This window comes from Opitutus sp. ER46 (assembly GCF_003054705.1).
Taxonomy (GTDB): Bacteria; Verrucomicrobiota; Verrucomicrobiia; order Opitutales; family Opitutaceae; genus ER46.
This window is the reverse complement of record NZ_QAYX01000023.1, coordinates 112,508-133,952: the sequence shown is the minus strand read 5'-3', so window position 1 is coordinate 133,952 and position 21,445 is coordinate 112,508. Positions and strand designations below refer to the sequence as shown.

The window sequence follows — 21,445 nt, the reverse complement described above, 5'->3', positions numbered from 1 at the left end:
GTTAGCAGTTAACCCACCGCCGTGGCCACCCCGCCCTCTCCCGCCTCGCCCCGCCCCACCATGCGCACGCTCGCCGAGCGCGCCGGGGTCAGCTCCGCCACGATCTCGCTCGCGCTGCGCGGGCACCCCCGCATCTCCGCCGCCACCCGGCGCCGCATCCTCCGCCTCGCCGAGCAGCTTGGCTACCGGCCCGACCCGAGCATCGCCAAGCTCATGCTGCACCTGCGCACCCGCCGGCCGCCGGGGTTCCAATCGCTGCTCGCCGCGCTCACGACTGTGCCGGAGGCGGAAGAGCAGCCCTACCTGCGCGAGCTCCGGCGCAGCGCGCAGGCCCGCGCCGAGGCGCTCGGGTACGGGCTCACCGTGCTGCGCGTGGCAGCCGATGCCGCACGCCGTCCCGATCTCGAGCGCATGCTGCGGGCCCGCGGGGTGGACGGCATCCTGCTCCTGCCGATGGCGGCGCCGCGCGAATTCCGCCCGCTCCTCGACTGGCGCAAGTTCTCCGTCGTAAGCGCCACCAACGCCGTGCTCGCCCCGCAGTTTCACCGCGTCGTCCCCCACCAGTTCAGCAATGCCCTCCTCCTCTGCGAGGAGCTCACCCGCCGCGGTTACCGCCGGCTCGGCCTGGTCATGAACTCGCGGCACGACCTCACCGTCGGGCATGGCCCCTCGGCCGCCGTGGTGTGGCAGAACATGCTCGGCGGCACGGAACGCGTCATGCCCCTGATCTTCGATCCGGCCGGGGCCGGCGACCTGCGCGAGTGGTTCGAGCGGGAGCGGCCCGATGCCATCATCGCCGAGGGCGCGGACAACGCGCAGGACATCGCCCGGCAACTCGGGCTCCGCGTGCCCGGCCCGGTGGGCTTCGTCACCACCAACCGCTCGGGCCCATCGGTCTTCGCTGGCATTGAGGAACGACCCGACGAGATCGGCGCCGCCGCGATCCGACTCCTCACCAGCCTCATCCAGCACGGCGAGAAGGGCATCCCCAAGGTGCCCACGGTCACGATGGTGGCCGGCGCCTGGGTCGAAGGTCGATCGGTGCGCGCGCCCAGCCGCGCCGCCCCACGGAAAGCGGCCACCGCCTAGTTCACCGCCGGCGCCGGCCCCGCGCCCGATTTGCGGCGGCTGATCGCATACAGCACCGCGCCGGCACCGCCGATGGTGCCGCCGACAAACAGGAAACAAAGCCGGCCCACCAGGCCGTTGGGGATCGCCATCAGCAGGAGCACAAACGCGCCGTACACGAGACAGAGCAGGCCCAGGAGGCGATACACGCCCGCTTCGCTGCCTGCGCCGCCCGTCGCCGGCGCCGGCGTAAGCGGGGTGCGCAGCTTGAGAAACATCGCCTCCACCCGCGCGCGCTCCCCGTCGCCCGTACGGCGATACCAGAACGTCGAGCCAAAGAAGACGAGCGTGCCGACCAGCAGCGTCCCGAGCACCGTCACCGCGAGCAGCACGTCGCTCCGTTCGGCCGCGCTCAGGACCGCCTGCGGCCCGCCCAACTCGCCTTGGATCCACGCCGGCAGCCCGGCCACGAAATCGGCCCGCTCCACGGCATGCGCGAACCGGAAGTTCGCCCACGCGGAGAAGCCGAAGCACGCCAGGGCCGTGACCCACGCGGACCAGCCCGGCGTCCGGCGGTAGAAGAAGCCAAAGAACACGGGCACCGTGAGCGGGAGCGCCAGGCTCACCATGAACTGGTTCAACAACGTGAAGATGTCGCTGCGCCGGTGCGTGTTGATCAGCACTGCGAGCGCAATGATCGCCGCGCCGAACGCCAGCGTGCAGCCCTTGCTCACCAGCAGCAGCGTGCGCTCGGAGGCGTGCGGACTGAGCACCGGACGATAGAAGCTGCGTACGAAGACGCCGACGTACTTGTTCACCGCCGCGTCCATGTTGGTGAGCGTGGCGCCGAACATCGCGCACATCAGCAGGCCGATCAGGCCCACCGGCATCACGCGCAGCGCCACCGCCACGAACGCGCCCTCCGAGGGCTTGGCGAGCTGCGGAAACACCGCGCCCAGATCCGGGTAGAGCAAGGTGGCCGCGAGCGGCGGGATGACCCAGAGCACCGGCCCCACCAGCCCGCCCACGAGCGGGATCCACGGCATCCGCCGCGCATGCACCTCGTTCTTCGGCATCAGGTACATCGTGGAAAACTCGAGGCTGTTCAGCTCGACCGCCTTCACGCTCATGAACGCCACGCCAAACGCCGCCAGCACCGCCGGCCGAAACGCCTCCCAGAGCCGGAGGTGCGCGGGATGCGTCGCCTCGAGCTGCGTCACGAGCCCGCCCAGCCCGCCCACCGCCGGGTCGCGCAGCGTCAGCACCACGGCCAGCGTTGTGATCGTCATCACGAGCAGCAGCTGGACGAAATCACTGGCGAGCACGGCAAACGCGCCGCCCGCAAACGCCACGACCGTGATGGTGACCCCGAGCACGACGATCACCGGGTTGACCCCGACGTGCAGCACCGCCGCCGCGAACACGCTGATGGACATCAGCGTGAAGCCGGCCTTCACCAACTCGATCGGCACGCGCACCCAGGTGTAGAACTGTTCCGTCGCGGGCCCGAAGCGCTCGCGCACCGCCTCCATCCACGTGATCACGCGGAGCCGGCGAAACCGCACGCACGTGTACGCCGTGACGCCAATCATCGCCGGCACCGAGGCATAGAACACCAGCATCACATGCAGCCCCGAGCGATAGACGTCGGACGCCGCGCCCACGAACGCCCACGCGGAGAACACCGACAGCCACGCCGACGTCCCGGTAATCCACCAGGGCATTGCCCCGCCGCAGCGGAAATAGTCCGACGTGTTCCGGCTCATGCCACGGAACACGAGTCCAACGACCAGCAGGAACACGACGTACACCGCGATGATCGCGTAGTCGTACCCGCTGAGCCCGGGGGCCGCGGTCGCGAGCACGAGGGAGAAGCCGGGCGGGTTCACGCCAGCAAGGGGACCGACCGCGCTGGGGCATTCGCGGAGACGTTGAGCATGCGGTTCCCATCAAGGCCGCGCCATGCCGCCCGGCTCAAGCCTGGGCTGCGTTAACCGTTAACACGCAAAGCGGCTGGCTGGCCGATTTGCGAAAAGGGATGGGGATGCGCGGCGCGCTGGCTTCCGTTTGCACCCCCTCGCCCCAACTCGCCCATTTCCCTTTTTCCACATTCGCTCTCACCTTCACTCTTACCCTCACTTTCACTTCCCGCACTCTCACCGATGAGCCCTATCGTCCTCGCGACGCTTAACGCGAAGTACATTCACGCCTCGTTTGGCCTGCGTTACCTGCTGGCCAACCTGGGTGAGTTGCGGCCGCAGGCTCGCCTCGAGGAGTTCACGATCAGCCAGCGGCCGCTGGAGATCGCCGAGCGCATTCTCGCGCACGAGCCCAGGATCGTCGGGCTGGGCGTCTACATCTGGAACGTGGGCCCCACGACGGAGGTGGTGGCGCTCCTCAAGCGCATCCGTCCCGACCTCATCGTGGTCCTCGGCGGGCCCGAGGTGAGCCACGAAACGGGCGTCCAGGACATCGTCCGGTTTGCCGACTACACCATCACTGGCGAGGGCGACCTCGCGTTCGCCGCGCTTTGCCGGGAACTCCTGGCCGGGCGCCGTCCTGAAACGCGCGTCATCGCCGCACTTCTACCGGACTTCTCCCAGCTGACGCTGCCCTACGATGAGTACACCGACGAGGACATCGCTCACCGGCTGATCTACGTCGAAGCGTCGCGCGGCTGCCCTTTCAGCTGCGAATTCTGCCTGTCGTCGCTGGACGTGCCGGTCCGGCAGGCACCGCTCGAGCCGTTCCTGGCGGCGTTGGACCGGCTCCTTGCGCGCGGGGTCCTGCATTTCAAGTTCGTCGACCGCACCTTCAACCTGAACCTCGCCGTCAGCCGCCAGATCCTCGAGTTCTTCCTCGCGCGGCTCCGGCCAGGGTTGTTCCTCCACTTCGAGATGGTGCCCGACCGCGTGCCGCCCGAGCTCCGCGAATTGCTCGCGCGGTTTCCCGCCGGACACCTCCAGCTCGAGATTGGCATCCAGACCTTCAATCCCGAGGTGGCGACGCTCATCAGCCGGCGCCAAAACTACGCCAAGCTCGAGGAGAACCTGCGGTACCTCCGCCGCGAATCGGGTGCGCATCTTCACGCCGACCTGATCGCCGGGCTGCCGGGCGAGTCGCTCGAGAGCTTCGCCGCGGGTTTCGACCGGCTCGTCGCCCTCGGGCCACAGGAGATTCAGCTCGGCATCCTCAAGCGCCTGCGCGGCACGCCCATCGCCCGCCACGATTCCACCTGGGACATGGCGTACTCGCCGCTCGCCCCGTACGAGATCCTGCGCAACCGGCTGATCGATTTCCCGACGATGCAGCGGCTCCGCCGCTTCGCCCGGTACTGGGATCTGGTCGGCAACAGCGGCAACTTCGTCACCACCACGCCGCTCCTGTGGAACGATGGCGCCTCGCCCTTCCAGGCCTTCCTGGGGCTGAGCGACTGGCTCTTCGCGCGCGAAGGCCGGCACCACGCCATCGCGCTCGTGACGCTGATGCAGGACGTGTTCGCCTACCTCACGGAGGTGCGGGGCCTCGCGCCGACGCTCGTGGCCGACGCCTTGTGGCGCGACTTCCAGCGCGCGAACCGCGGCGAGATGCCGCCGTTCCTGCGTCCTCACCTCCCCGGCGAGCATCCCGTGCCCGCGCACCTCCGCCGCGCGGGCGGTCACCTCCCGGCGCGCCAGCAGCGTCACGCCGGCCCGGACGCGCAATAGGAAGAACGGCGGCCACATTGCCGCCGACGCCTCCCCGTCGACGCTCGGAGCACCCTCCGGCCGACTCACGGCCGCGACGTTATTCTCCATGCGTCCCTCCCCTGTTCGCCTTGTTCTCCTTTCGCTGGCGCTGTTCGTGTCGGCAGGTGCCGTCATCGCCGCCGACGCCACCAGCACGCGTCCCCCGCTCAGTCCGGTCTTCGGCGACCACATGGTCCTGCAACGCGGCAAGCCCAACACCTTCTGGGGCTGGGTGACTCCCGGACAAACCGTGCGCGTCGCGATCGGCGAGCACGCGGCCCAGGCCGTCGCCGGCGCGGATGGACGCTGGGAGGCCACACTCGAGGTGCCGCCGCCCGGCGGTCCGTACACCGTGGAGATCGACGCCGGCGAAAAGCGGACGCTGAAGGATGTGCTCGTGGGCGACGTCTGGCTCTGCGGCGGGCAGTCCAACATGGAATGGCCCCTTCGGGCGACCGACGGCGCCGAGGCCGAGTTGGCGCGCGCCAACGTCGCGACGCTGCGTCTGTGCCAGGTCGGGCGGCGCGTCGCGTACACGCCGGCCACCGACCCGAAAGTCGAATGGAAGCCGTGCACGCCCGAAAACGCGGCCGCGTTTTCCGCGGTCGGGTACCTTTTTGGCCGGAGGCTGCACGATGAGCTGCAGGTCCCGATCGGCTTGGTCTCGGCCAACCTCGGCGGCAGCCCGGCGGAGTCCTGGATGAGTCCCGCGGCATTGGCCCGGCTGGGCGAGTTCGAGCCGCAGCGCGCCGAGATTGCGCGGCTCGCGCAACAAGGCCAGCCCCCCTTCGGCAGCTTCCTCATGCACTGGCTCGACGAACACGACGCCGGCCGCGATGGCTGGGCGAAGCCGGAGTTCGACGATCACGCCTGGGCAGAGGTCCCGATGCCGGGCGGGTTTGCCGAACTGGGGGTGCCAAAGGATCCGGCGATCGTGTGGTTCCGCCGCGAGGTCGTGCTGCCGGAGATCCTGCCGGCGGGCCAGGCCCGTGTCTTCCTCGGCGTGGTCGAGCGGATGGACACGGTGTACGTGAACGGGCGGCAAGTCGGCGCCAGCTCCTGGGTGGAGAATCCCCGCGTGTATGCGATTCCCGGTGACGCGTTGCGTCCCGGCCGCAACGTGATCGCGGTGCGCGTGTTCAAGACGAAGCCCGACGGCGGCTTTCTGTCCCCGGCCGCCGCGCTGCGTATCGAACTCGGCGATGGCCGCAGCGTGCCGCTGGCCGGCGCCTGGCGCGGACACCTGAGCTACGATGCGCGTCCACCCGCGACGCTGCCGCTGGATTTCGACAACTACCCGACGATGCCGACGGTCCTGCACCACGGCATGCTCGCGCCGCTCGCGCCCCTCGCGCTGACCGGGGCGATCTGGTACCAGGGCGAAGCCAACACCTCGCGCGCGGCGCAGTACCGGCGGCTGCTGCCGGCGCTGATCGCGGACTGGCGCGCGACCTTCGGCCAGGGCGAGTTTCCCTTCTACATCGTGGGCCTGCCCGCGTTCACGGCGCGCAAGACGACGCCCGCGAGCGACGGCTGGGCCGAATTGCGAGCCGCGCAGGCGTTCACCGTGCGCAACGTCCGCAACACCGCGCTCGCCGTGACGATCGACACCGGCGAGGCCGGCAACATTCACCCCACCAACAAGCGCCCGGTCGCCGAGCGGCTCGCGCTCGCCGCGTTGGCCGGGCATTACCGGCGCGACGTCGTCGCGAGCGGCCCCACCCTGCGCTGGGCCGAGCGCCAGCCGGGAAAGTTCATCCTGCGTTTCGATCACGCCGACGGCGGGCTGCAGGTGCGCGGAGACACGCTGGCGGAGTTCTCGCTTCTGGACGCCGCCGGCGTGTGGCATTGGGCGGAAGCCCGGATCGTCGCGCCCGATACGGTGGTCGTCTCCTCGCCCGTGGTCCCCGCGCCGGTCGCCGTCCGCTACGCCTGGCAGGCCAATCCGCGCGCCACGCTCGTGAATGGCGCCGGCCTCCCCGCCGCGCCCTTCAGCACGGAGGCAGACCGGCCTTAGTCCTGGTAGCGAACGCCACCACTGTGCCCCCTACGCCTCGTTCTCCTCTTCCTGAGCGAAGCCTCTTCGTCGACCCGGGCGCAGTCACGAGGGCGTGGCCTCAACGAAAGGCGCCGCGGCTGAGCTGCTCCACGATCGTACGATCACTGCGGCAGCGCGGCATCTTGTGCTGGCCGCCCCATTTCCCCTGCTCGCGCATCCAGCGCTCGAAAGTGCCGGCGGGCACCAGGCGCACCACCGGCCCGTCCAGCCCGCCCCCCTGCCGCTTCGCGAGATAATCGTCGTTTGCCCGCTGCAGTTCGTGGTCGAGCTCCGCGGCCAGCTGTTCGCAAGACGCACCTTCCTTCGGTTCTGACTTCAGTTCCACCCACCACTCGTGGCGGCCGCGCCGCACCCCGGCCGCCGCGTTGGCAAAGAGCGGCGCCACATGGAAGTTCGCCACGCACGCGCCGATCCGCGTCATCACGCGCGTCAACGCATCCGTGAGGTCCTTCTCGATCACATGTTCGCCAAAGGCACTGAGCTGGAGCGCAGTCCGGCCGGCATACACCAGCCGCGCCGGCTGGGTGGACACGAACCGCACGACGTCCCCGATGAGATAGCGGCAGAGCCCGCCCGGCGTCGTAAGCAGCAGCGCGTAGTCCACTCCGGTCACCACATCTTCAAGCGGCACGACCGCGGCGCCGACGCCCGCCGGCCCAGACGTCTGCAACTCGGCCAGAGGCACGAATTCGAAGAAGAGCCCAGCATCGACGAGCAGCCGGAGCCCCGCTTCCGGCTCGAGATCCTGGGCCGCGATGAAACCTTCCGATGCCGGATAGACTTCGTGAAATCGCACCTCCGGGCCGAGCGCGGCTCGCAGTTCGCTCACAAACGGCCCGATGGGCACGCCGCCGTGGACCAGGCACTCGAGGTTTGGCCAGATCGACCGCAAGGTATCGCGGCCAGTGGTCTGTCGCATGACCTCGGCAAAGATGAGGATCCAGCTCGGAATGCCGGCGAGCAGGCGGACATCGCGCGTGGCGGTGCGTTGCCCAATGGCGGCCAGCTTGGCTGGCCAGTCCGCGATCTGCGCGATATCCCGGCCCGGTTCGTATAGAAAGCGCTCCGCCCAGCCGGGCAGATTCTGTGCCGTGATACCGCTGAGGTCGCCGGCCCAGGCGGCGAAATTGCCCGTCCCAGAAATCTGCGCGAGCTGCGTCGATCCTCCGAGGAAGAGCTGACGGCCGGCAAAGACGGAGCCGCTCCCAGCCCGCCGGGCGTAAAACCCCAGTGAATCCAGGCCCGCGTGGCGAAAGTGCCGCAGCATCGCCGGGGTGACCGGCAGATACTTGGTGGGTCCGTGCGTCGTGCCCGACGATACGGCATACAACGAGCAGCGGCCGCGCCAGAGCACGTCGGGCTCTCCGGCCTTCATGCGCTCGATCCAGGGCGCCAGATCCTCGTAGGTGCGGGGCGCGACACGGGTGCGGAACTCACGATAGGTTGTGCTGCGGTCGAGCCCGCAAACGGCGCCAAACGACGTGCCGCCAAATCCCGCCATGAGCGTCGCAAACGCTTCGGCCTGCGCCCGCCGCTGATAGTCTGGCAGCGCCAATCTCCGGTCGACACGACGGGTCCGCGCCATTGCGCCCCACGCAACCGTACGCTGCAGCCACGCCGGCGGTGGTGCCCCCAGCCCGCAGGAACGGTGCCCCGTAAACGCGATCATGCGGCAAACGGGAGCGTCCGCCGGCGGCGGATGCATTGATAGAAGGCCTGCAGGCGCGGCAGGAACTCGAAGGCGTGAAACACCAGCGAGGCATGCTGCACCGGCGGCAAGCCCACTCGCGCCCGCACCTGGTGCGTCGTGCCCCGAGGGAAATAGGCTGCCGTGGCCTGCTCCAGCGCGAAGCGGACCGGTGCAGCGGCATCGAGCACCGCATCTTCGCACTGGGCGAACAGGATCATTGCGGGCGCCTCCGTCAGCGGCAGCTCGGCGGGAGAAAAATACTGCGGCGGCGGTGCCATGGCCTGCAGCGCCTCCACGCGGCCCACCGCCCCGCGGGCCGTCACGCTGCGGATGGTCGCGTTGACCGCGCTTCGCAGATGCGTCAACTCGTGGGCAGTCATGAGCCGGCGCAACGCGGCCTGGTTCTGCGCGCCGGCCTCAAACATCCGGACGAAGAGCGCCCGGGACTTTGCGACGATGGCGTCGCCGGGCGCCGTCACACCGAGATACGGTTTCAGCGCCCGTCCCAATAGCGTCGTCGGCTTCGCGGAACCAGGCGCGATCAGGTCGTCCACGCAAGCCACCGGGCTGATGAGCACCAGCCCGGCGAGCAGCGGCTCCCGGCCCAGCCGGCGGCACTCCCGCAGCCAGTGCAGCACAATGCCCGCACCGAAGCTGACGCCCAGGATCACCGGCGGCTGGCCCGCCCTCACGCATTCGCTCACCAGCCGATCGAGCTGTCCACACAGCGTCGCCAGGCAGAATCCGCCGCGCGGGTAGTGCACGTAATAGAGATCGCCCGAGCGCAGCAGCGCCCGCCTCAACAGGAAGACCTGCTCGAGCGCATCGGGCACCAGCCCGCCGAGGACGATGGTCGGACATTGCCCCGCGCCCCGCTCGCGCAGGATCGTCGCGGCGCAGCCTTCGTCCGCGGCGGCCGGGCCGGCGTGCAGCGTGATTTGCGACGGGCGGAAACGCTCTCCCGCCGCGCGCACGAGCGCATGCAGCGGGCGCAGAGGCTCCGCCGTCAAAACCGAGAAGAAGGAGACAGCGGGCGCGAGGTTCGGCGCGGACATGAGAGCCCGATACCGAGCGGCAATCCCCGGGGGCAACCGCGATCTACGAGGGTCGCCGCAATGCTACACGGCCGTCACCTAACCGTCGCTTGGCCGCGATCCCGCACCGTTTTGATCTGCGGGACAGGTCCTACGTAATACACGTAACCCAGCTCCGCATCGACGGCGATCGCCTCAATCTCCTTCCACGTGCTGAACCGGCCGAACTGCCGCAAAAAAGGCGGCCCGGAAAATCCGGGCCGCCTGAAAGCGTTGCCTTGGTCCTTAGGTTTTCGCGGAAGCGAAAACCTGTGGGAACCTCACTGGCCGACCTGATAGCGGATGAAGCGGCGGACCTGGAGGTTCTCACCGATCGTCGCGATCTTCTGGGTGAGGATCTCCTGGATCGTCTTCTCCGGCTGCTTCACGAACGGCTGATCGAGCAGGCAGACGGTCGAGAAGTACTTCTCGAGCTTGCCCTCGACGATCTTCTGGATGGCTGCCGGCGGCTTGCCCTGCACCTGGGCGGCGGCGATGTCGCGCTCCTTCTGGAGATCGGCCTCGGGCACCTCGGTCCGGCTGACGTACAGCGGGCTGGCGGCGGCGATCTGCAGGCAGAGGTCCTTGACGAAGACCTTGAAGTCATCATTGCGGGCGACGAAGTCGGTCTCGCAGTTGACCTCGATCATCACGCCGACTTTGCCGCCGACGTGGATGTAGGACTCGATGAGACCTTCCTTGGTGGCGCGCTCGGCCTTCTTCGCGGCGGAGGCGGCGCCCTTCTTGCGAAGGATCGTGATGGCTTCCTCGACGTTGCCGTTGGCCTCCGTGAGGGCCTTCTTGCAGTCCAGCAGACCGGCGCCGGTTTTCTCGCGCAGGTCGGCGACCATTTGAGCGGTAATAGGTGAGCTCATGAAAGACGTGGTCGGAGGGGATTACTCGGCCTTGACGGCGGGCTTCTTCGCGCGGACCGGCTTCTTCTTGGCGCCGGCGGCGGGGGTCTCGCTCTCACCCTCGACGAGCGGCACAACCTCGGGCGGGAGCTCGACGCGGGAAAGGTCGACTTCCTCGGTGGTCGCGGCCGGAGCGGCGGCGGCCGTCTCGACGCCGGCGGTGGCGGCCTTGATGTCGGCCTGACCGCGGGCGGCGCGGCGGGCTTCGCGCTGGGCGAGGCCGTTCTGGATGGCGGCGGTGACCGTCTCGACGATGATGCGGACCGACTTCACGGCGTCGTCGTTGCCCGGGATCGGGTGCGAGACGGTGGTCGGATCGGAGTTGGTGTCGACGATGGCGACGCACGGGATGCCGGCGCGAGCGGCCTCGGCGACGGCGATCTTGTGGTGGTTGACGTCGACGACGAACATCGCGGTGGGCAGGCCGCCCATGTCAGCGATGCCGCTGAAATTCTTCTGCATGCGCGTCATCTCGCGCTTGATGGCGGACTCCTCCTTGCGGGGGAGCTTGGACATTTCGCCGGAGGTCTCCATGGCCTGGTACTTCTTGTACTTGGCGATGGATTTCTTGACGGTCTCGTAATTCGTAAGGGTGCCGCCGAGCCAACGGTCGACGACCATGGGCATGTTGACGGAGGTGGCGGCCTCGCGGACGATTTCCTTGGCCTGGCGCTTGGTGCCGACGAAGAGCACGTTGCCGCCGCTGGCGACCTTGTCCTCGAGGAACTCGCAGGCCTTGGTCAGCGCCTCGTGCGTCTTGCCGAGGTCGATGATGGTGACGCCCTGCCGGTGATCGAAGATGAACGGCTTGGAGCGCGGGTTCCAGCGCTTGGTCTGGTGGCCGAAGTGAACACCCGCGTCGAGCAGGTCCTTGGGAGTGACGTTGATAGGCATGTTGATCTATGTATCTTCCGACACACAGGTCGGCCGGAGGGCCGCCTTGCGATCGATCGATGATGGTTGATGGTTGAATTCCCCGCCCCACCGAGGAGCGAAGAGCTGGTCAAAACACCGGAGCGGGAGGCGTGAGGCAAGAGAGAATTCGGGAATTTCAAAAAAGGGCGTTGACAGCGCTCTTCCCGGCCGGATGGTTGGCCCCTCTTCTGTTGCAGGGTGGAGCAGCCTGGTAGCTCGTCAGGCTCATAACCTGAAGGTCGTTGGTTCAAATCCAACCCCTGCACCCAATTTCAGTGAAACGCCTCCCTCTGCTCGGGAGGCGTTTTTGTCTGTAAGTGCCTCTTCCGTCGGAGGAATCGGCGCTATCTGGCGAACATCCTCTTCGCCATTCCCTGCCAGCCCGCGACAGCTCATGTCTGCGCTTTGTGAGTCTATTTGTGTGTCGGGTTCCGGTGCCGGTTTGTGGCTTGGCGTGTCCTTGGAGTCTTGGCTCTGCCAAGCGAGTGCGTTGACTGCGGCGAAGGTCGGAAGCTGCGTGGCGTCCGTGTAGATGTTTGCCGTGAGCCTAGGGTCGCTGTGTCGCAGGAGTTCCTGTGCCAGGCGCTGGGAAACCCCACTGGACGCCAGCTTGGTCGCGAACGTGTAGCGCAGCGCGTGAAAATCGAGCTTCCGCCCCAAGGGGTCAATTCGCGTGATGCCGGCTTTTTTCAGGTCGATCTTGATCCGTTCGTCGGGGTGCACGAGTTGCACAAAAACCGGATCGTTGAGCTGGGGATTCCGCCCGGCTGCGACCTCCTTTAGTTCGGCGAGCAGCTGGGGGTGGATGGGAAGCAGTGCATCCTTTCGATTCTTGGTGGTGCTGGCCCGGACCGCGATATGAGGCCGCTCATGATCGAGCCGCAAGTCACCCCACCTGACTTGTCTCAGTTCTCCTGCACGCAGACCCGTGAACGCCGCAGCAAGGTAAAGTAGCCGAACCTTCGGGGGAGCGACGTTGAGCAATCGATTGAGTTCGTCATCGGTGAAGGCGCGACGCTTCCGCTGCCTTCCTCGGACATCAACGCGGACAACTGATCGAAGCGGATTCTCGGGAAGACGGCCTTGTTTCACCATCCAGTTCAGGAAGGCGCTGACACTGTTCAGATACTCGTTGAGCGTCTTGGGGCTTGAACGGCCCTGCTGTGACCGCCATCCGACGAAACTGCCAGACGTGATGTCACTGACGCTCTTCCAGGAGCACTCACCCATAAGGCGCGAAATGCGCGCACGCACGTCCTTCTGGTACTTTGGAGTTCGGCCTATTGTCGCCAAGTCTGCCGTAAAGTCGGATACATGGGTCAGAATTGGTTTCTGCGCCGATTCACGTTGGAGCTTGGGTGCAAGGAGGCCGGCTCGTTCGCGTTCCTTCTCTGCGATGAGCTCTCGAAGCTTCTTTTCAGCGACCTGCTTGTCAGATGTCTCCAGCGAAATATCCGTCATCGTGAAGTCACCGTCTAGCCGGAACCGGGCACGGTAGATCCTTCCGATCCCCATCTTTCCGTTCTTCGTCCGTTTGGGTCTGAAAACGTATGCGATCATAGGAAAATGCAGCTTCGCCCTGCGGCCAACTGACGCGCATCCGTGCCCCGCAGGCCTTCGGAGTGAATGGTCTTCGTTAGCCGAGGAGGGCTTCTATCGCCTTCCGTGATCCCTCAGGAAGTGAGGCCCAACGTGCGACCAACTTCGCAATAACGGGACCAAGCGTGCTCAAAAATTGTGGGTCTATTGCTGTGTTCGCAGCAGTCGCAGTAGCCGAATTCCGTTCGAAAACTGGCTCCGCCGGCGACTCGGCTGCTCCTTCGAATCCTGTCGCCCCGAGTTTCTGCCGACCCTTGGCAAACTGCGCCAATACGTGCTCAAACCTCTCGGGATGAGGGCTCGCGGGTAATTCTGCTTCGCTTTTTCCTGCGCCAGAAAATGCCTGGATTTGCCCGCCAGAGACCCCGTTTTGTGGGTCTATTGCTGTGTCTGTTCTAGCCTCACAACGCCCCTGCGAATCAGCGGGGACCTTGGTACTCCCGCTCCTGCTCGTCCATTTTAGGCCGTTTACGGCGTCCCAGAGCGGTAGCTGAGTGACATCGGTGTAGATGTTTGCGGTCAGCCGTGGATCGCTATGGCGCATCAGCTCCTGCGTCACACGCTGGGATGCTCCACCTGCCGCAAGGCGCGTTGCGAACGTGTAGCGCAGTGCGTGAAAATCGAGCTTTCGCCCCAGGCTGTCGAGCCTTGCTATCCCGGCCTTTGCCATATCCTTCCGAATACGGCGGTCCATGTGGGAGTGCTGGAGAAAGACCTTTGTTTCGGGCAGCGGATTGTCGGGACGAACCGCTTGCAGCTTTTCGACTAAAGCGGGATGCATCGGAAGTATCGCAGCCTTGCGGTTCTTTGTAGTGGACGCACGGACGGCAATATAGGGTCGCTCGTGGTCGAAATGGATGTCTGCCCAAACCACTTTTTGAAGCTCGCCGATTCGAAGGCCGGTAAACGCGGCCGCCATGTAGAGCGTCCGAATGTCGGGCGTAGCGACGGCAAACAGCCTTTCAAGCTCCGCTTCGCTAAATGCACGCCTTTGCTGCTGGTGCCCTCGCACATCCACGCGAGCCACGTCTGCCAAAGGATTCCGTGCGATGTTTCCTTGTCGCGTCATCCATGTAAGGAAGCCATTCGCCGTGGCTAGAAAGTCGTTCAGGGTTTTACGACTCAGAGTTTTGTTCTGTGAGCGCCATGCGACGAAGCTTTGTGGCGTTACATCGGATGGCAGTTTCCACTGACATTCGGTGGCAAGCCGCGTAAAGCGTGAGGCGAGCATGGAAGTGTACCGAGTGACCCGCCCACGGGCGCCTAGGTCGGCCACGAACTCCTTGAGATGATCGTCCAATGAGCGGTTGGCTGCTTCGCGTTCGGTCTTCGGGGCGATGAGGCCTGCCTTTTCGCGTTCACGTTCAGCGATGATCTCGGCCAGCATACGCTCTGCGACCCGTTTGTCTGGGGTGTGCAGGGGAACTTCAGTGATCGCAAAGTCGCCCTTCAGCCGATATCGGCCACGGTAGAGACGCGCAGTCTCGACTTTCCCGTCTTTTCGACGGCGTGGACGATATACGTGGGCTAACATGGTTTATATATAATACTTGATTATAGCGTTTACGTCCAGGCTTGCGTGGACAGTGTCAGCCTCGTTGCGCGCGCAGCGACGCGAGGTAAGACTGAATGTCGGACTCAAAGAGCTTTGAGGCTCCTCCGACCTTGACGGGCCGGGGCAACAATCCACGAGCGATGAGCCGGTAAACGGCCCGCAAGGACAGATCGAGGCGCGAAGCCGCATCCTTCAGTGACATGAGTTCTTTTGGCGTAGTCGTTTCCATGGTGAATCCTCACTAGATGAATACGCGAGACAGCCCCCGTTTTTACGGACCGACGTGAAAATCTGTGCCAGATTTTGCCTGTTCACTCGTGGTGCTGCGCCGATCTGCGACACCCGATGACGTCGTTGAACTACAAAGAAGCAGCACCCTTTCGGATGCTGCTTCCGACTATACCCCCCCCGCGTATACTACTTAACCGAAATGGCTCTGTTATCGGGAATGGATTTGAAATTGATAGCGGGCTGGATCTGGACCGCAGTGACTGCGAAGCCGCTAGCGGTTGGCTTGACGTGAAGGTGCCTAGCACCCCTCAAAAGCTGCACAATATCCTTGGGCAGCTTGATCGTGTTCTTTTTTGAGAGCGTCAGGATGGTCATGGTATTGTCCTCCCTTTATAATACGCGAGTGACCGGTCAAATTTCCGGAAGAAAATGAACCCGCGACACGAAACCAGCCCGAAACCGCACTGTCCTCGAAGACGAGATTCACTCCACCTCGCTTCTCGGCGACCGGCGTATGCGCCCCTTCTTCGGCTTCGGCTTCTCCTCGGTATACGGGGTCGTCACCGGAGTCGAAGGAGTCTCGGGCACTCGGATATTCGCGAATGGCATCGTGCTGACAGCGGGAGCGACCGCCGGCACAGGGGCGCTTTGCTGCGGATTCGGTGCGGGAGCCTCTTCCTTCGGAATGCGTTTCGCTGGAAGGACAGCGACACCCAGGAAGTCCCTTAGGCCCGGTGCCTGATTGCCCTTTCGCGATTCAGTTAGCGCCTCGATCATGAGTTCGGCGTCTAGGTGATCCAGCAGCTGCCCTCGCCGAATCCGTGAGCAGTAGTACTGATACGCGAACATCGTGACGCCCATCACGATCAAGTATGTCGGCAGCGGGGATTCGGCAGCGAATTGCTGAGGACGCACGATCAATTTCGAGAGCCTCAGATTGTCGGGTAGCAGGAAAACGCCGACGATGAGGACCGCCAGCGGTTCCAGAATGTTTTTCGCGATGGAGACTGTGCTGTACGGTCCCCTCCAGCGTGCCCAGAGCTGCTGAAGCAAAGGAGCCTCAAGCAATGAGTCGCCTTCGGAATAGCTGTGCCAGTGGACACCGTTCTTCTGGGCCGAACGCAGCCGACGCGCATGCAGCACAAAGCCGATTGCGACGACTGCGATGATGATCAGTGAACGCCCGATATCGATCATCCGGGTATACTCCTGACCGTTGGGGGCGTTCATTCCGTTCAAGAGGTACACGCACGCCAAGAGCACCAGCAGGCACGGGCCGCCGACATATCGCTCTCCGATGCGCTGGCGGAACGTCAGCTCGGCCGGAAGGATCATTCCGCGCGCGAACCAGAAACCAGCCATCCGGATAAAGCCGAGAATATCGTTGCCTGCCTTTACTCCCTCGACGACCGCCGTTGGAGGATCAAAGGCGCCTCCGCCGTGCATAACTGATTTGAGCCCTTCGATTCCTTTCTGGACGTCAGGGGCGGATATTGGAGTTTCGGGATACTGGTGCGTTTGCTGGCTCATTGGCGTTGGTGGAATTCGGTAAGGAGTGCGTTCAAATGCGAGGCGCCGAACACTTTGCCCCCCTGATGAATGATGCCCTCGACGACGTAGCCGTTTTCCGGTCCGCCCTTTCGTAGTCCGGCGAACTCGCGCGGTTCGACAACATGTCGCAGCTCGTCGGCGCGATTAGTGCTGAGCCTCACTTTTCCGTCGTCGCAGCTGCTGGTGGATGAGACTCTCTCGCGCCAGTCGCGTCCAAAGAGGTCCGCGGCGTACTGATTCGTGACGGCACACGTGTTATTGTGAAAAATCTTGGTCACAAGATTTCCAAGCAGCGACTCTGTGAGTGCCTGAGCGCGCTGGTCGCCGCCGAGATAGTACCGATAGTTTGGCAGGTTCTGGGTCAGCAGAACGGTGCAGACTCGCGAGCTACGTGAAGTAGTCTGAAAGCCGACGTCGTATTCGTTGACGAAATGCTGGGCCTCATCGATCCACAAAAATACCGGGAGCGCGTGACGATCAGGTTTGCGTCGCTCAACCGCGCGCTGCCAGCAGAATTTGAAAAGCACCTGAGCATAAACGCCGAGTTCGTTGTAGAGCTTCTGCGGCAGGTCGAGAACGATGATCTTTCCATTCAGGCTGTCTTCGGGGCGAATCGTCGTCGTGGTGCCAAACAGCTCCCACAGCATCCCCCTTTGAAACGGGTCGGCCATTCCCGTGAAGCTTCCGATGATCGTAGTTTGCTGCCGAGGCTCGATAACCGGAAACGCGTGTGCCCAGTAGTGATTGGTCTTCTCCCAGTCATGTGCATCCGCCGGCGACATTTTGCCGGCCTCCAGCAGCTGGACCGCGGATAGAAACACTTCGTAGCAGAAGGAATTCTTCCGCTTGCCGTCCCTTGTTTCCTCCGCGGTGCGCGGCGCCGAGTTGATCAGTTTGGACACGTTCTCGAACGTCACGGGAACTCGGGCGAGCCGCAGCGCTTCAAGACTGTTACGCAGAAGCATTCGTCTCTGGGTACGCCAAAACACAGCGTTCTCACCGACAGGCGGTGCACTGGTACGGCTGGCGACCTGAACAAGAACGTCGAAGAGTTCGACGAGGTTTTCGGTTATGCCCGAACCGCGCCCAGGCCGTTTGCACTCGTACTCCAATGCGTTGAAACGACACGGCCCGCGGTCATCGAAGACCAGAAGGTCTTTCGAACGGCCAGTTTGATTGGCATACTGTCGCCACAGGTCGGCCTCATCGGGTTTGGCAGTGAGCACAAGTCCACCCAGTCCGGCCAGCAGGTAGCTCCGCGCCAGAAGGGCTCCGCTGCCACTGGTCTTTCCCGATCCAATGCCTCCGAATATCTGAACCCCTTCGCAGGCATCGCGGACGGTGAAGTGGTCTGAGCTGGAAAATGAAAGGAGGATCTCGTCGAGCGGATCCCTCGGCTGAGGGGCGGCAGAAGCTGGCATTTATTGTGGCAGAGTTGGTGCCGGCGCGGCGTTGAAGCGGAGATTGGGCGGGAAAAGCAGCTTGCGTTCCGGAAATCGGGCAGGTGGCTCGCGTATTTGTAATGTGAAAGGCCTTAGCGGTGCTAAGGAGAGATGTCTGAGGGCTCCCGGGGTGACTTGGGACCGTGACAATGAGCAATAGCCAACCTGATTCTGGAAAGAACCTGCAACGCAAAACCCACCAATAACGGAGACAGAACCCAGAGTGATAATCACCTGAAGACGACAACTGGAAACCAACCTCATCCATGCTTCGAATCACACAGAGTGAATCGGCAGACGCCGCGAAAAGGTACTTCGACGAGTCCCTCTCGCGCGGTGACTATTATTGCGACGAGCAGGAGATCGCCGGCATGTGGGGTGGCCGTGGAGCGGAGCGGCTTGGATTGGAGGGCAGGATTGATCGCGACGCCTTCGTGGCGCTCCTGGAGAACAAAAAGCCGGAGGGCACACGGTTGACGGCACGCATGGTCACGAACCGGAGGCCGGGGTATGACTTCACGTTCGACGTGCCCAAAAGTGTCTCGGTTCTCCACGCGCTCACACGCGATGACCGGATCATCAGCGCGATGCAGACAGCGTTCCGAGAGACACTGCGGGAGATGGAAGAGGTGATGCACGCCCGTGTGCGCAAGAGCGGTGCCTTCAGCGACCGAAAGACCGGGAACATGATCTGGGCGGAGTTCCTGCACTTTACCACGCGTCCGACTGCGATGGACAAAAGAACAGAGGCCGAACTGCTGGGAATGTTTCCGGAGCTGAATGCGCTCCGTGGGGAGGATGGACGTGTCGCCATCCCGGATCCTCATCTGCATTGTCACGTGTATGTCGTGAACGCGACGTTCGACGAGGTTGAGGAGCAGTGGAAGGCCGGAGAGTTCATGCGGATCAAACGTGATGCGCCCTACTTTCAGGCGGCCTATCACGTGCGTCTTGCCGGTGAACTCCAGAGGCTGGGATTCAACATAACACCGACGGCCGATGGCTTCGAAGTGGCAGGTGTGCCGCGCAGCCTTTGCGAGGTGTTTTCTCGCCGAACAAAGGAGATCGAGGCGCTGGCACGGGAACTGGGGATCACGAGCGGCGCGGCAAAGGACGCGCTGGGCGCGTTGACCCGGAGGGCTAAGAACCCTGCGATCGGAATGCAGCAGCTCAGGGAGATCTGGCGTGGCTTTCTCAGTCAGGAGGAAAGCCGTCAGCTGGAAGCGCTGGCCGAATCGGCTTTGAGCAACGCCCCGGCGCTGGAGCGTGACAGTCCCGACGCTGCCAGCGCGGCAGTCCGCTATGCCCTGGCGCACGAGCTTGAACGCGCTTCCGTCGTCTCCGAAAAGCGATTGCTCGCCCGAGCGCTCATGCGTGCGGTGGGACAGGTCCGTGTCCAGACGGTCCGGGATGAAGTCGACAGGACGGACGAACTCCTGCGCGCAGTGGTGGATGGCGAGAACCAGGTGACAACGCGTGATGTGCTGGCCGAGGAATCAACGCTGATGGCCATAGTGCGGAATGGACGAGGCACAGTGCCGCCGCTGTTTGCACAAGACTACCGCTTCCAGAATCCGCTTCTCGGCGCCGAAACGAAGGATGCCGAGGAACAGCGCCGTGCCATCAGGCATGTTCTGCACTCCCAGGATTGGATCGTCGGTGTGATAGGTCGCGCGGGCACAGGAAAGACTACCCTGCTGCACGAGATTCGTGCGGCGATGAAAGCTCGCGGTCAGAGAATGATTGCCTGCGCTCCGACCGCAAAGGCCGCACGCGGCGTGCTGCGCGAAGAGGGGCTTTGGGATGCCGAGACGATCGCAAAGCTCCTGGCCGACGAATCGAGACATGCAGCGTTGAGGGGCGCTCTGCTTTGGATCGACGAGGCAGGAATGGTCGGAAATCGTGACATGCTCGCGCTGCTTCGTCTGGCCCGTGCAAGAGGCGTTGAGCGCGTCGTCCTCGCGGGTGACCCATCGCAGATCAGGTCAGTGTCCCGCGGCGACCCGTTGGCATTCCTTGAGAAGAATGCCGGGCTCGCGGTCGCGCGGCTTGATCGTATCAAACGCCAGAAAACCCCGGAGCTGAAAGCGGTGGTTGAAGCGATCAGCCGCGGGAACGTGGGGCGTGGTCTGAAACTGTTGGATCGGGGGGGCGGCATTGTTGAATCCGGTGCAGGAAAGGCGTGGGTCCAGCTTGCAGCGGAATACGTCGCCTGCGTCGATCAGCCGAAGGCGCACGCCAACTCTGTGCTCGTCGTTTCACCGACCCACGAAGAAGGTGCGGCGGTTACTGCGGCTATTAGGCAGGCGCTTGTGGCTAGAGGGCTTCTGAACCCCGCGGAACGAAAGATCCAGCGAACCGTAAAGCTTGCGTGGACAGAGGCAGAGAAGGGCAGCGTTGCGCGATACAGCCCCGATTTGATCGTCCAATTCAAACAACACGTAAACGGGTTCAGGAAGAGTGAACGTGTGCGAGTGACTGAAGTGGACGTGAGAGGAGGAATCGTCGGAGTCCTTAAAAATGACGGCACCACGCGCCGGCTCCCGGTCGACCAATCCCGGAAGTTTCAGGTATACGAACTTCGGGATCTGCCAGTCGCGGTCGGTGACATGCTGCGCATCACCGAAAATGGATTTACGGAGGCGAGTCCCGAGTCGCGGGCGGATCTGGAATCAGGGCATCGGTCCAAGGGGACGCGGGTCAACAACGGTGACATTGTGCGTGTGGCAGGATTCACCGCCGACGGCGGGTTGGTGCTTGCGAACGGTTGCCAACTTCCTCGCGATTTCGGTCACGTTGACCACGGCTACGTGGTGACAGCCGACGCAGCGCAATCGCGAACCGTCGATGTAGTCCTTGCGGCTATTGGCGAGGACTCCATTGCAGCGACAGACCATCGTCGAGTATACGTTACCCTGAGCCGTGCACGGTACTCGGCCAGGGTGTTCACTGAGAATAAAGGTGAGCTGATGCGAGCCGCGCAACGTACGTCCGAACGGCAGTCGGCATACGAGGTTCTGGGCGAGACGCGCTCACGCCAGATCCTGCAACAGATGACAATTCGTGAAGCGCAGCGGGCGGAGGCAAGGAAGCGCCGCATGCCTGGTGTGACGCCTCGCATACCGGCCCGAAGCCGGACTGTGGAAATGGAGATGAGCCATGAGTAAGAACGCCCCCAATCTGTTCGATAGTGCCACAATGCTGGGGAAGGGAAAAACGCCGTTGAAACCGAAGCGGCGCAAATCGTCGGCTACGCCCGTTACGTCGATGAGCGACGAAGGGGACCCCCGGCCCTCGCGTTTCGAGCTTCTAGCGCGAGATGGGCATTATTGGTCATTTCCCTACGCGTACGTGGGGCTCATCGATGTCCCGTCGCCAGCGCAGATAACCATTCACTGTAACAGCAGTGACGTGAAAGCGATTGAAGTTCGGGGGAGGGAGCTTGGCAAAGTGGCAATCGAATTGACTCAGCAGCGGCTCGTCATGCTCAGAGAGTCCGAGCACATCGAATTCATCCGCGGTGAACCCGTGGTGACATCCATTGAGGTCATCTACGCGGAAACTGACGGTCCAGGGGAAATCCTGTGACCGTCATTCCATCTCCGGACTTCGATCGGGGG

At 63.9% G+C, this 21,445-nt stretch carries 15 protein-coding genes and 1 tRNA gene; 7 read left to right on the top strand and 9 right to left on the bottom strand.

Features of this window, described 5'->3' with window-relative positions; translation table 11 throughout:
• Positions 1 to 60: 60 nt before the first annotated feature.
• Complete coding sequence (locus DB354_RS13460) at positions 61 to 1,089, top strand: LacI family DNA-binding transcriptional regulator (RefSeq protein WP_107836154.1); 1,029 nt, start codon at positions 61 to 63, stop codon at positions 1,087 to 1,089.
• Here the strand turns inward: DB354_RS13460 and DB354_RS13455 are convergent.
• Positions 1,086 to 2,957 carry a hypothetical protein gene (locus DB354_RS13455; protein ID WP_107836153.1) on the bottom strand — a complete coding sequence of 624 codons (1,872 nt, stop codon included), beginning with the start codon at positions 2,955 to 2,957 and terminating at the stop codon, positions 1,086 to 1,088. The two genes, DB354_RS13460 and DB354_RS13455, sit on opposite strands and share 4 nt — an antisense overlap.
• 273 nt (positions 2,958 to 3,230) lie before the next feature.
• Here DB354_RS13455 and DB354_RS13450 point away from each other — a divergent pair, with 273 nt between their 5' ends.
• Both DB354_RS13450 and DB354_RS13445 read left to right on the top strand, forming a co-directional pair.
• Complete coding sequence (locus DB354_RS13450) at positions 3,231 to 4,775, top strand: B12-binding domain-containing radical SAM protein (protein ID WP_107836152.1); 1,545 nt, start codon at positions 3,231 to 3,233, stop codon at positions 4,773 to 4,775.
• Positions 4,776 to 4,863: 88 nt separating this feature from the next.
• Positions 4,864 to 6,813, top strand: a complete 1,950-nt coding sequence (locus DB354_RS13445; protein ID WP_107836151.1) for a sialate O-acetylesterase — start codon at positions 4,864 to 4,866, stop codon at positions 6,811 to 6,813.
• 100 nt (positions 6,814 to 6,913) lie between these two features.
• On the opposite strand, the gene DB354_RS13440 is transcribed toward DB354_RS13445, so the two are convergent.
• The 4 genes from DB354_RS13440 to rpsB form a co-directional block, all read right to left on the bottom strand.
• Complete coding sequence (locus tag DB354_RS13440) at positions 6,914 to 8,524, bottom strand: GH3 auxin-responsive promoter family protein (RefSeq protein WP_158277531.1); 1,611 nt, start codon at positions 8,522 to 8,524, stop codon at positions 6,914 to 6,916.
• The gene (locus DB354_RS13435; RefSeq protein WP_107836149.1) at positions 8,521 to 9,600 is read right to left on the bottom strand and encodes a hypothetical protein; all 1,080 of its coding nucleotides are present in this window, start codon (positions 9,598 to 9,600) and stop codon (positions 8,521 to 8,523) included. The genes DB354_RS13440 and DB354_RS13435 overlap by 4 nt, the downstream gene beginning before the upstream one ends.
• Positions 9,601 to 9,899: 299 nt before the next feature.
• Entirely contained in the window at positions 9,900 to 10,493 is a 594-nt protein-coding gene (gene tsf / locus DB354_RS13430) for a translation elongation factor Ts (protein ID WP_233256640.1), read from the bottom strand.
• 21 nt (positions 10,494 to 10,514) lie between these two features.
• Positions 10,515 to 11,426 (bottom strand): 30S ribosomal protein S2, encoded by a 912-nt coding sequence (rpsB, locus tag DB354_RS13425; protein WP_304595631.1) that lies wholly within the window; start codon positions 11,424 to 11,426, stop codon positions 10,515 to 10,517.
• Between the two features lie 213 nt (positions 11,427 to 11,639).
• Here rpsB and DB354_RS13420 point away from each other — a divergent pair.
• Together DB354_RS13420 and DB354_RS22690 are read left to right on the top strand one after the other, a co-directional pair.
• Positions 11,640 to 11,716: transfer RNA gene (locus DB354_RS13420), tRNA-Met, on the top strand.
• A 289-nt stretch (positions 11,717 to 12,005) separates the two neighbouring features.
• Positions 12,006 to 12,230, top strand: a complete 225-nt coding sequence (locus DB354_RS22690; RefSeq protein WP_233256639.1) for a hypothetical protein — start codon at positions 12,006 to 12,008, stop codon at positions 12,228 to 12,230.
• Positions 12,231 to 13,083: 853 nt separating this feature from the next.
• Here the strand turns inward: DB354_RS22690 and DB354_RS13410 are convergent.
• From DB354_RS13410 to DB354_RS13390, 4 genes are all read right to left on the bottom strand, one after another.
• Positions 13,084 to 14,580, bottom strand: a complete 1,497-nt coding sequence (locus DB354_RS13410; protein ID WP_107836147.1) for a site-specific integrase — start codon at positions 14,578 to 14,580, stop codon at positions 13,084 to 13,086.
• A 55-nt stretch (positions 14,581 to 14,635) separates the two neighbouring features.
• The gene (locus tag DB354_RS13405; RefSeq protein WP_107836146.1) at positions 14,636 to 14,830 is read right to left on the bottom strand and encodes a helix-turn-helix domain-containing protein; all 195 of its coding nucleotides are present in this window, start codon (positions 14,828 to 14,830) and stop codon (positions 14,636 to 14,638) included.
• A gap of 485 nt (positions 14,831 to 15,315) precedes the next feature.
• Positions 15,316 to 16,362: a hypothetical protein gene (locus DB354_RS13395; RefSeq protein WP_107836144.1), complete on the bottom strand. Its 1,047-nt coding sequence runs from the start codon at positions 16,360 to 16,362 to the stop codon at positions 15,316 to 15,318.
• Positions 16,359 to 17,804 carry a TraM recognition domain-containing protein gene (locus tag DB354_RS13390; RefSeq protein WP_107836143.1) on the bottom strand — a complete coding sequence of 482 codons (1,446 nt, stop codon included), beginning with the start codon at positions 17,802 to 17,804 and terminating at the stop codon, positions 16,359 to 16,361. Before DB354_RS13390 ends, DB354_RS13395 begins: the two co-directional genes overlap by 4 nt.
• Before the next feature lie 287 nt (positions 17,805 to 18,091).
• Here DB354_RS13390 and mobF point away from each other — a divergent pair, with 287 nt between their 5' ends.
• Together mobF and DB354_RS22025 are read left to right on the top strand one after the other, a co-directional pair.
• Entirely contained in the window at positions 18,092 to 20,992 is a 2,901-nt protein-coding gene (mobF, locus tag DB354_RS13385) for a MobF family relaxase (RefSeq protein WP_107836142.1), read from the top strand.
• Complete coding sequence (locus DB354_RS22025; protein WP_146180247.1) at positions 20,985 to 21,413, top strand: hypothetical protein; 429 nt, start codon at positions 20,985 to 20,987, stop codon at positions 21,411 to 21,413. Before mobF ends, DB354_RS22025 begins: the two co-directional genes overlap by 8 nt.
• Positions 21,414 to 21,445: the final 32 nt, after the last annotated feature.

What these genes read in the sequence shown, in the direction of transcription:
- DB354_RS13410 (WP_107836147.1), bottom strand. Translation starts at nt 14,580, where the DNA reads ATGTTAGCCCACGTATATCGTCCACGCCGTCGAAAAGACGGGAAAGTC.
- DB354_RS13445 (WP_107836151.1), top strand. Translation starts at nt 4,864, where the DNA reads ATGCGTCCCTCCCCTGTTCGCCTTGTTCTCCTTTCGCTGGCGCTGTTC.
- DB354_RS13435 (WP_107836149.1), bottom strand. Translation starts at nt 9,600, where the DNA reads ATGTCCGCGCCGAACCTCGCGCCCGCTGTCTCCTTCTTCTCGGTTTTG.
- DB354_RS22025 (WP_146180247.1), top strand. Translation starts at nt 20,985, where the DNA reads ATGAGTAAGAACGCCCCCAATCTGTTCGATAGTGCCACAATGCTGGGG.
- DB354_RS13450 (WP_107836152.1), top strand. Translation starts at nt 3,231, where the DNA reads ATGAGCCCTATCGTCCTCGCGACGCTTAACGCGAAGTACATTCACGCC.
- DB354_RS13440 (WP_158277531.1), bottom strand. Translation starts at nt 8,524, where the DNA reads ATGATCGCGTTTACGGGGCACCGTTCCTGCGGGCTGGGGGCACCACCG.
- DB354_RS13460 (WP_107836154.1), top strand. Translation starts at nt 61, where the DNA reads ATGCGCACGCTCGCCGAGCGCGCCGGGGTCAGCTCCGCCACGATCTCG.
- DB354_RS13395 (WP_107836144.1), bottom strand. Translation starts at nt 16,362, where the DNA reads ATGAGCCAGCAAACGCACCAGTATCCCGAAACTCCAATATCCGCCCCT.
- DB354_RS13405 (WP_107836146.1), bottom strand. Translation starts at nt 14,830, where the DNA reads ATGGAAACGACTACGCCAAAAGAACTCATGTCACTGAAGGATGCGGCT.
- rpsB (WP_304595631.1), bottom strand. Translation starts at nt 11,426, where the DNA reads ATGCCTATCAACGTCACTCCCAAGGACCTGCTCGACGCGGGTGTTCAC.
- mobF (WP_107836142.1), top strand. Translation starts at nt 18,092, where the DNA reads ATGCTTCGAATCACACAGAGTGAATCGGCAGACGCCGCGAAAAGGTAC.
- DB354_RS13390 (WP_107836143.1), bottom strand. Translation starts at nt 17,804, where the DNA reads ATGCCAGCTTCTGCCGCCCCTCAGCCGAGGGATCCGCTCGACGAGATC.
- tsf (WP_233256640.1), bottom strand. Translation starts at nt 10,493, where the DNA reads ATGAGCTCACCTATTACCGCTCAAATGGTCGCCGACCTGCGCGAGAAA.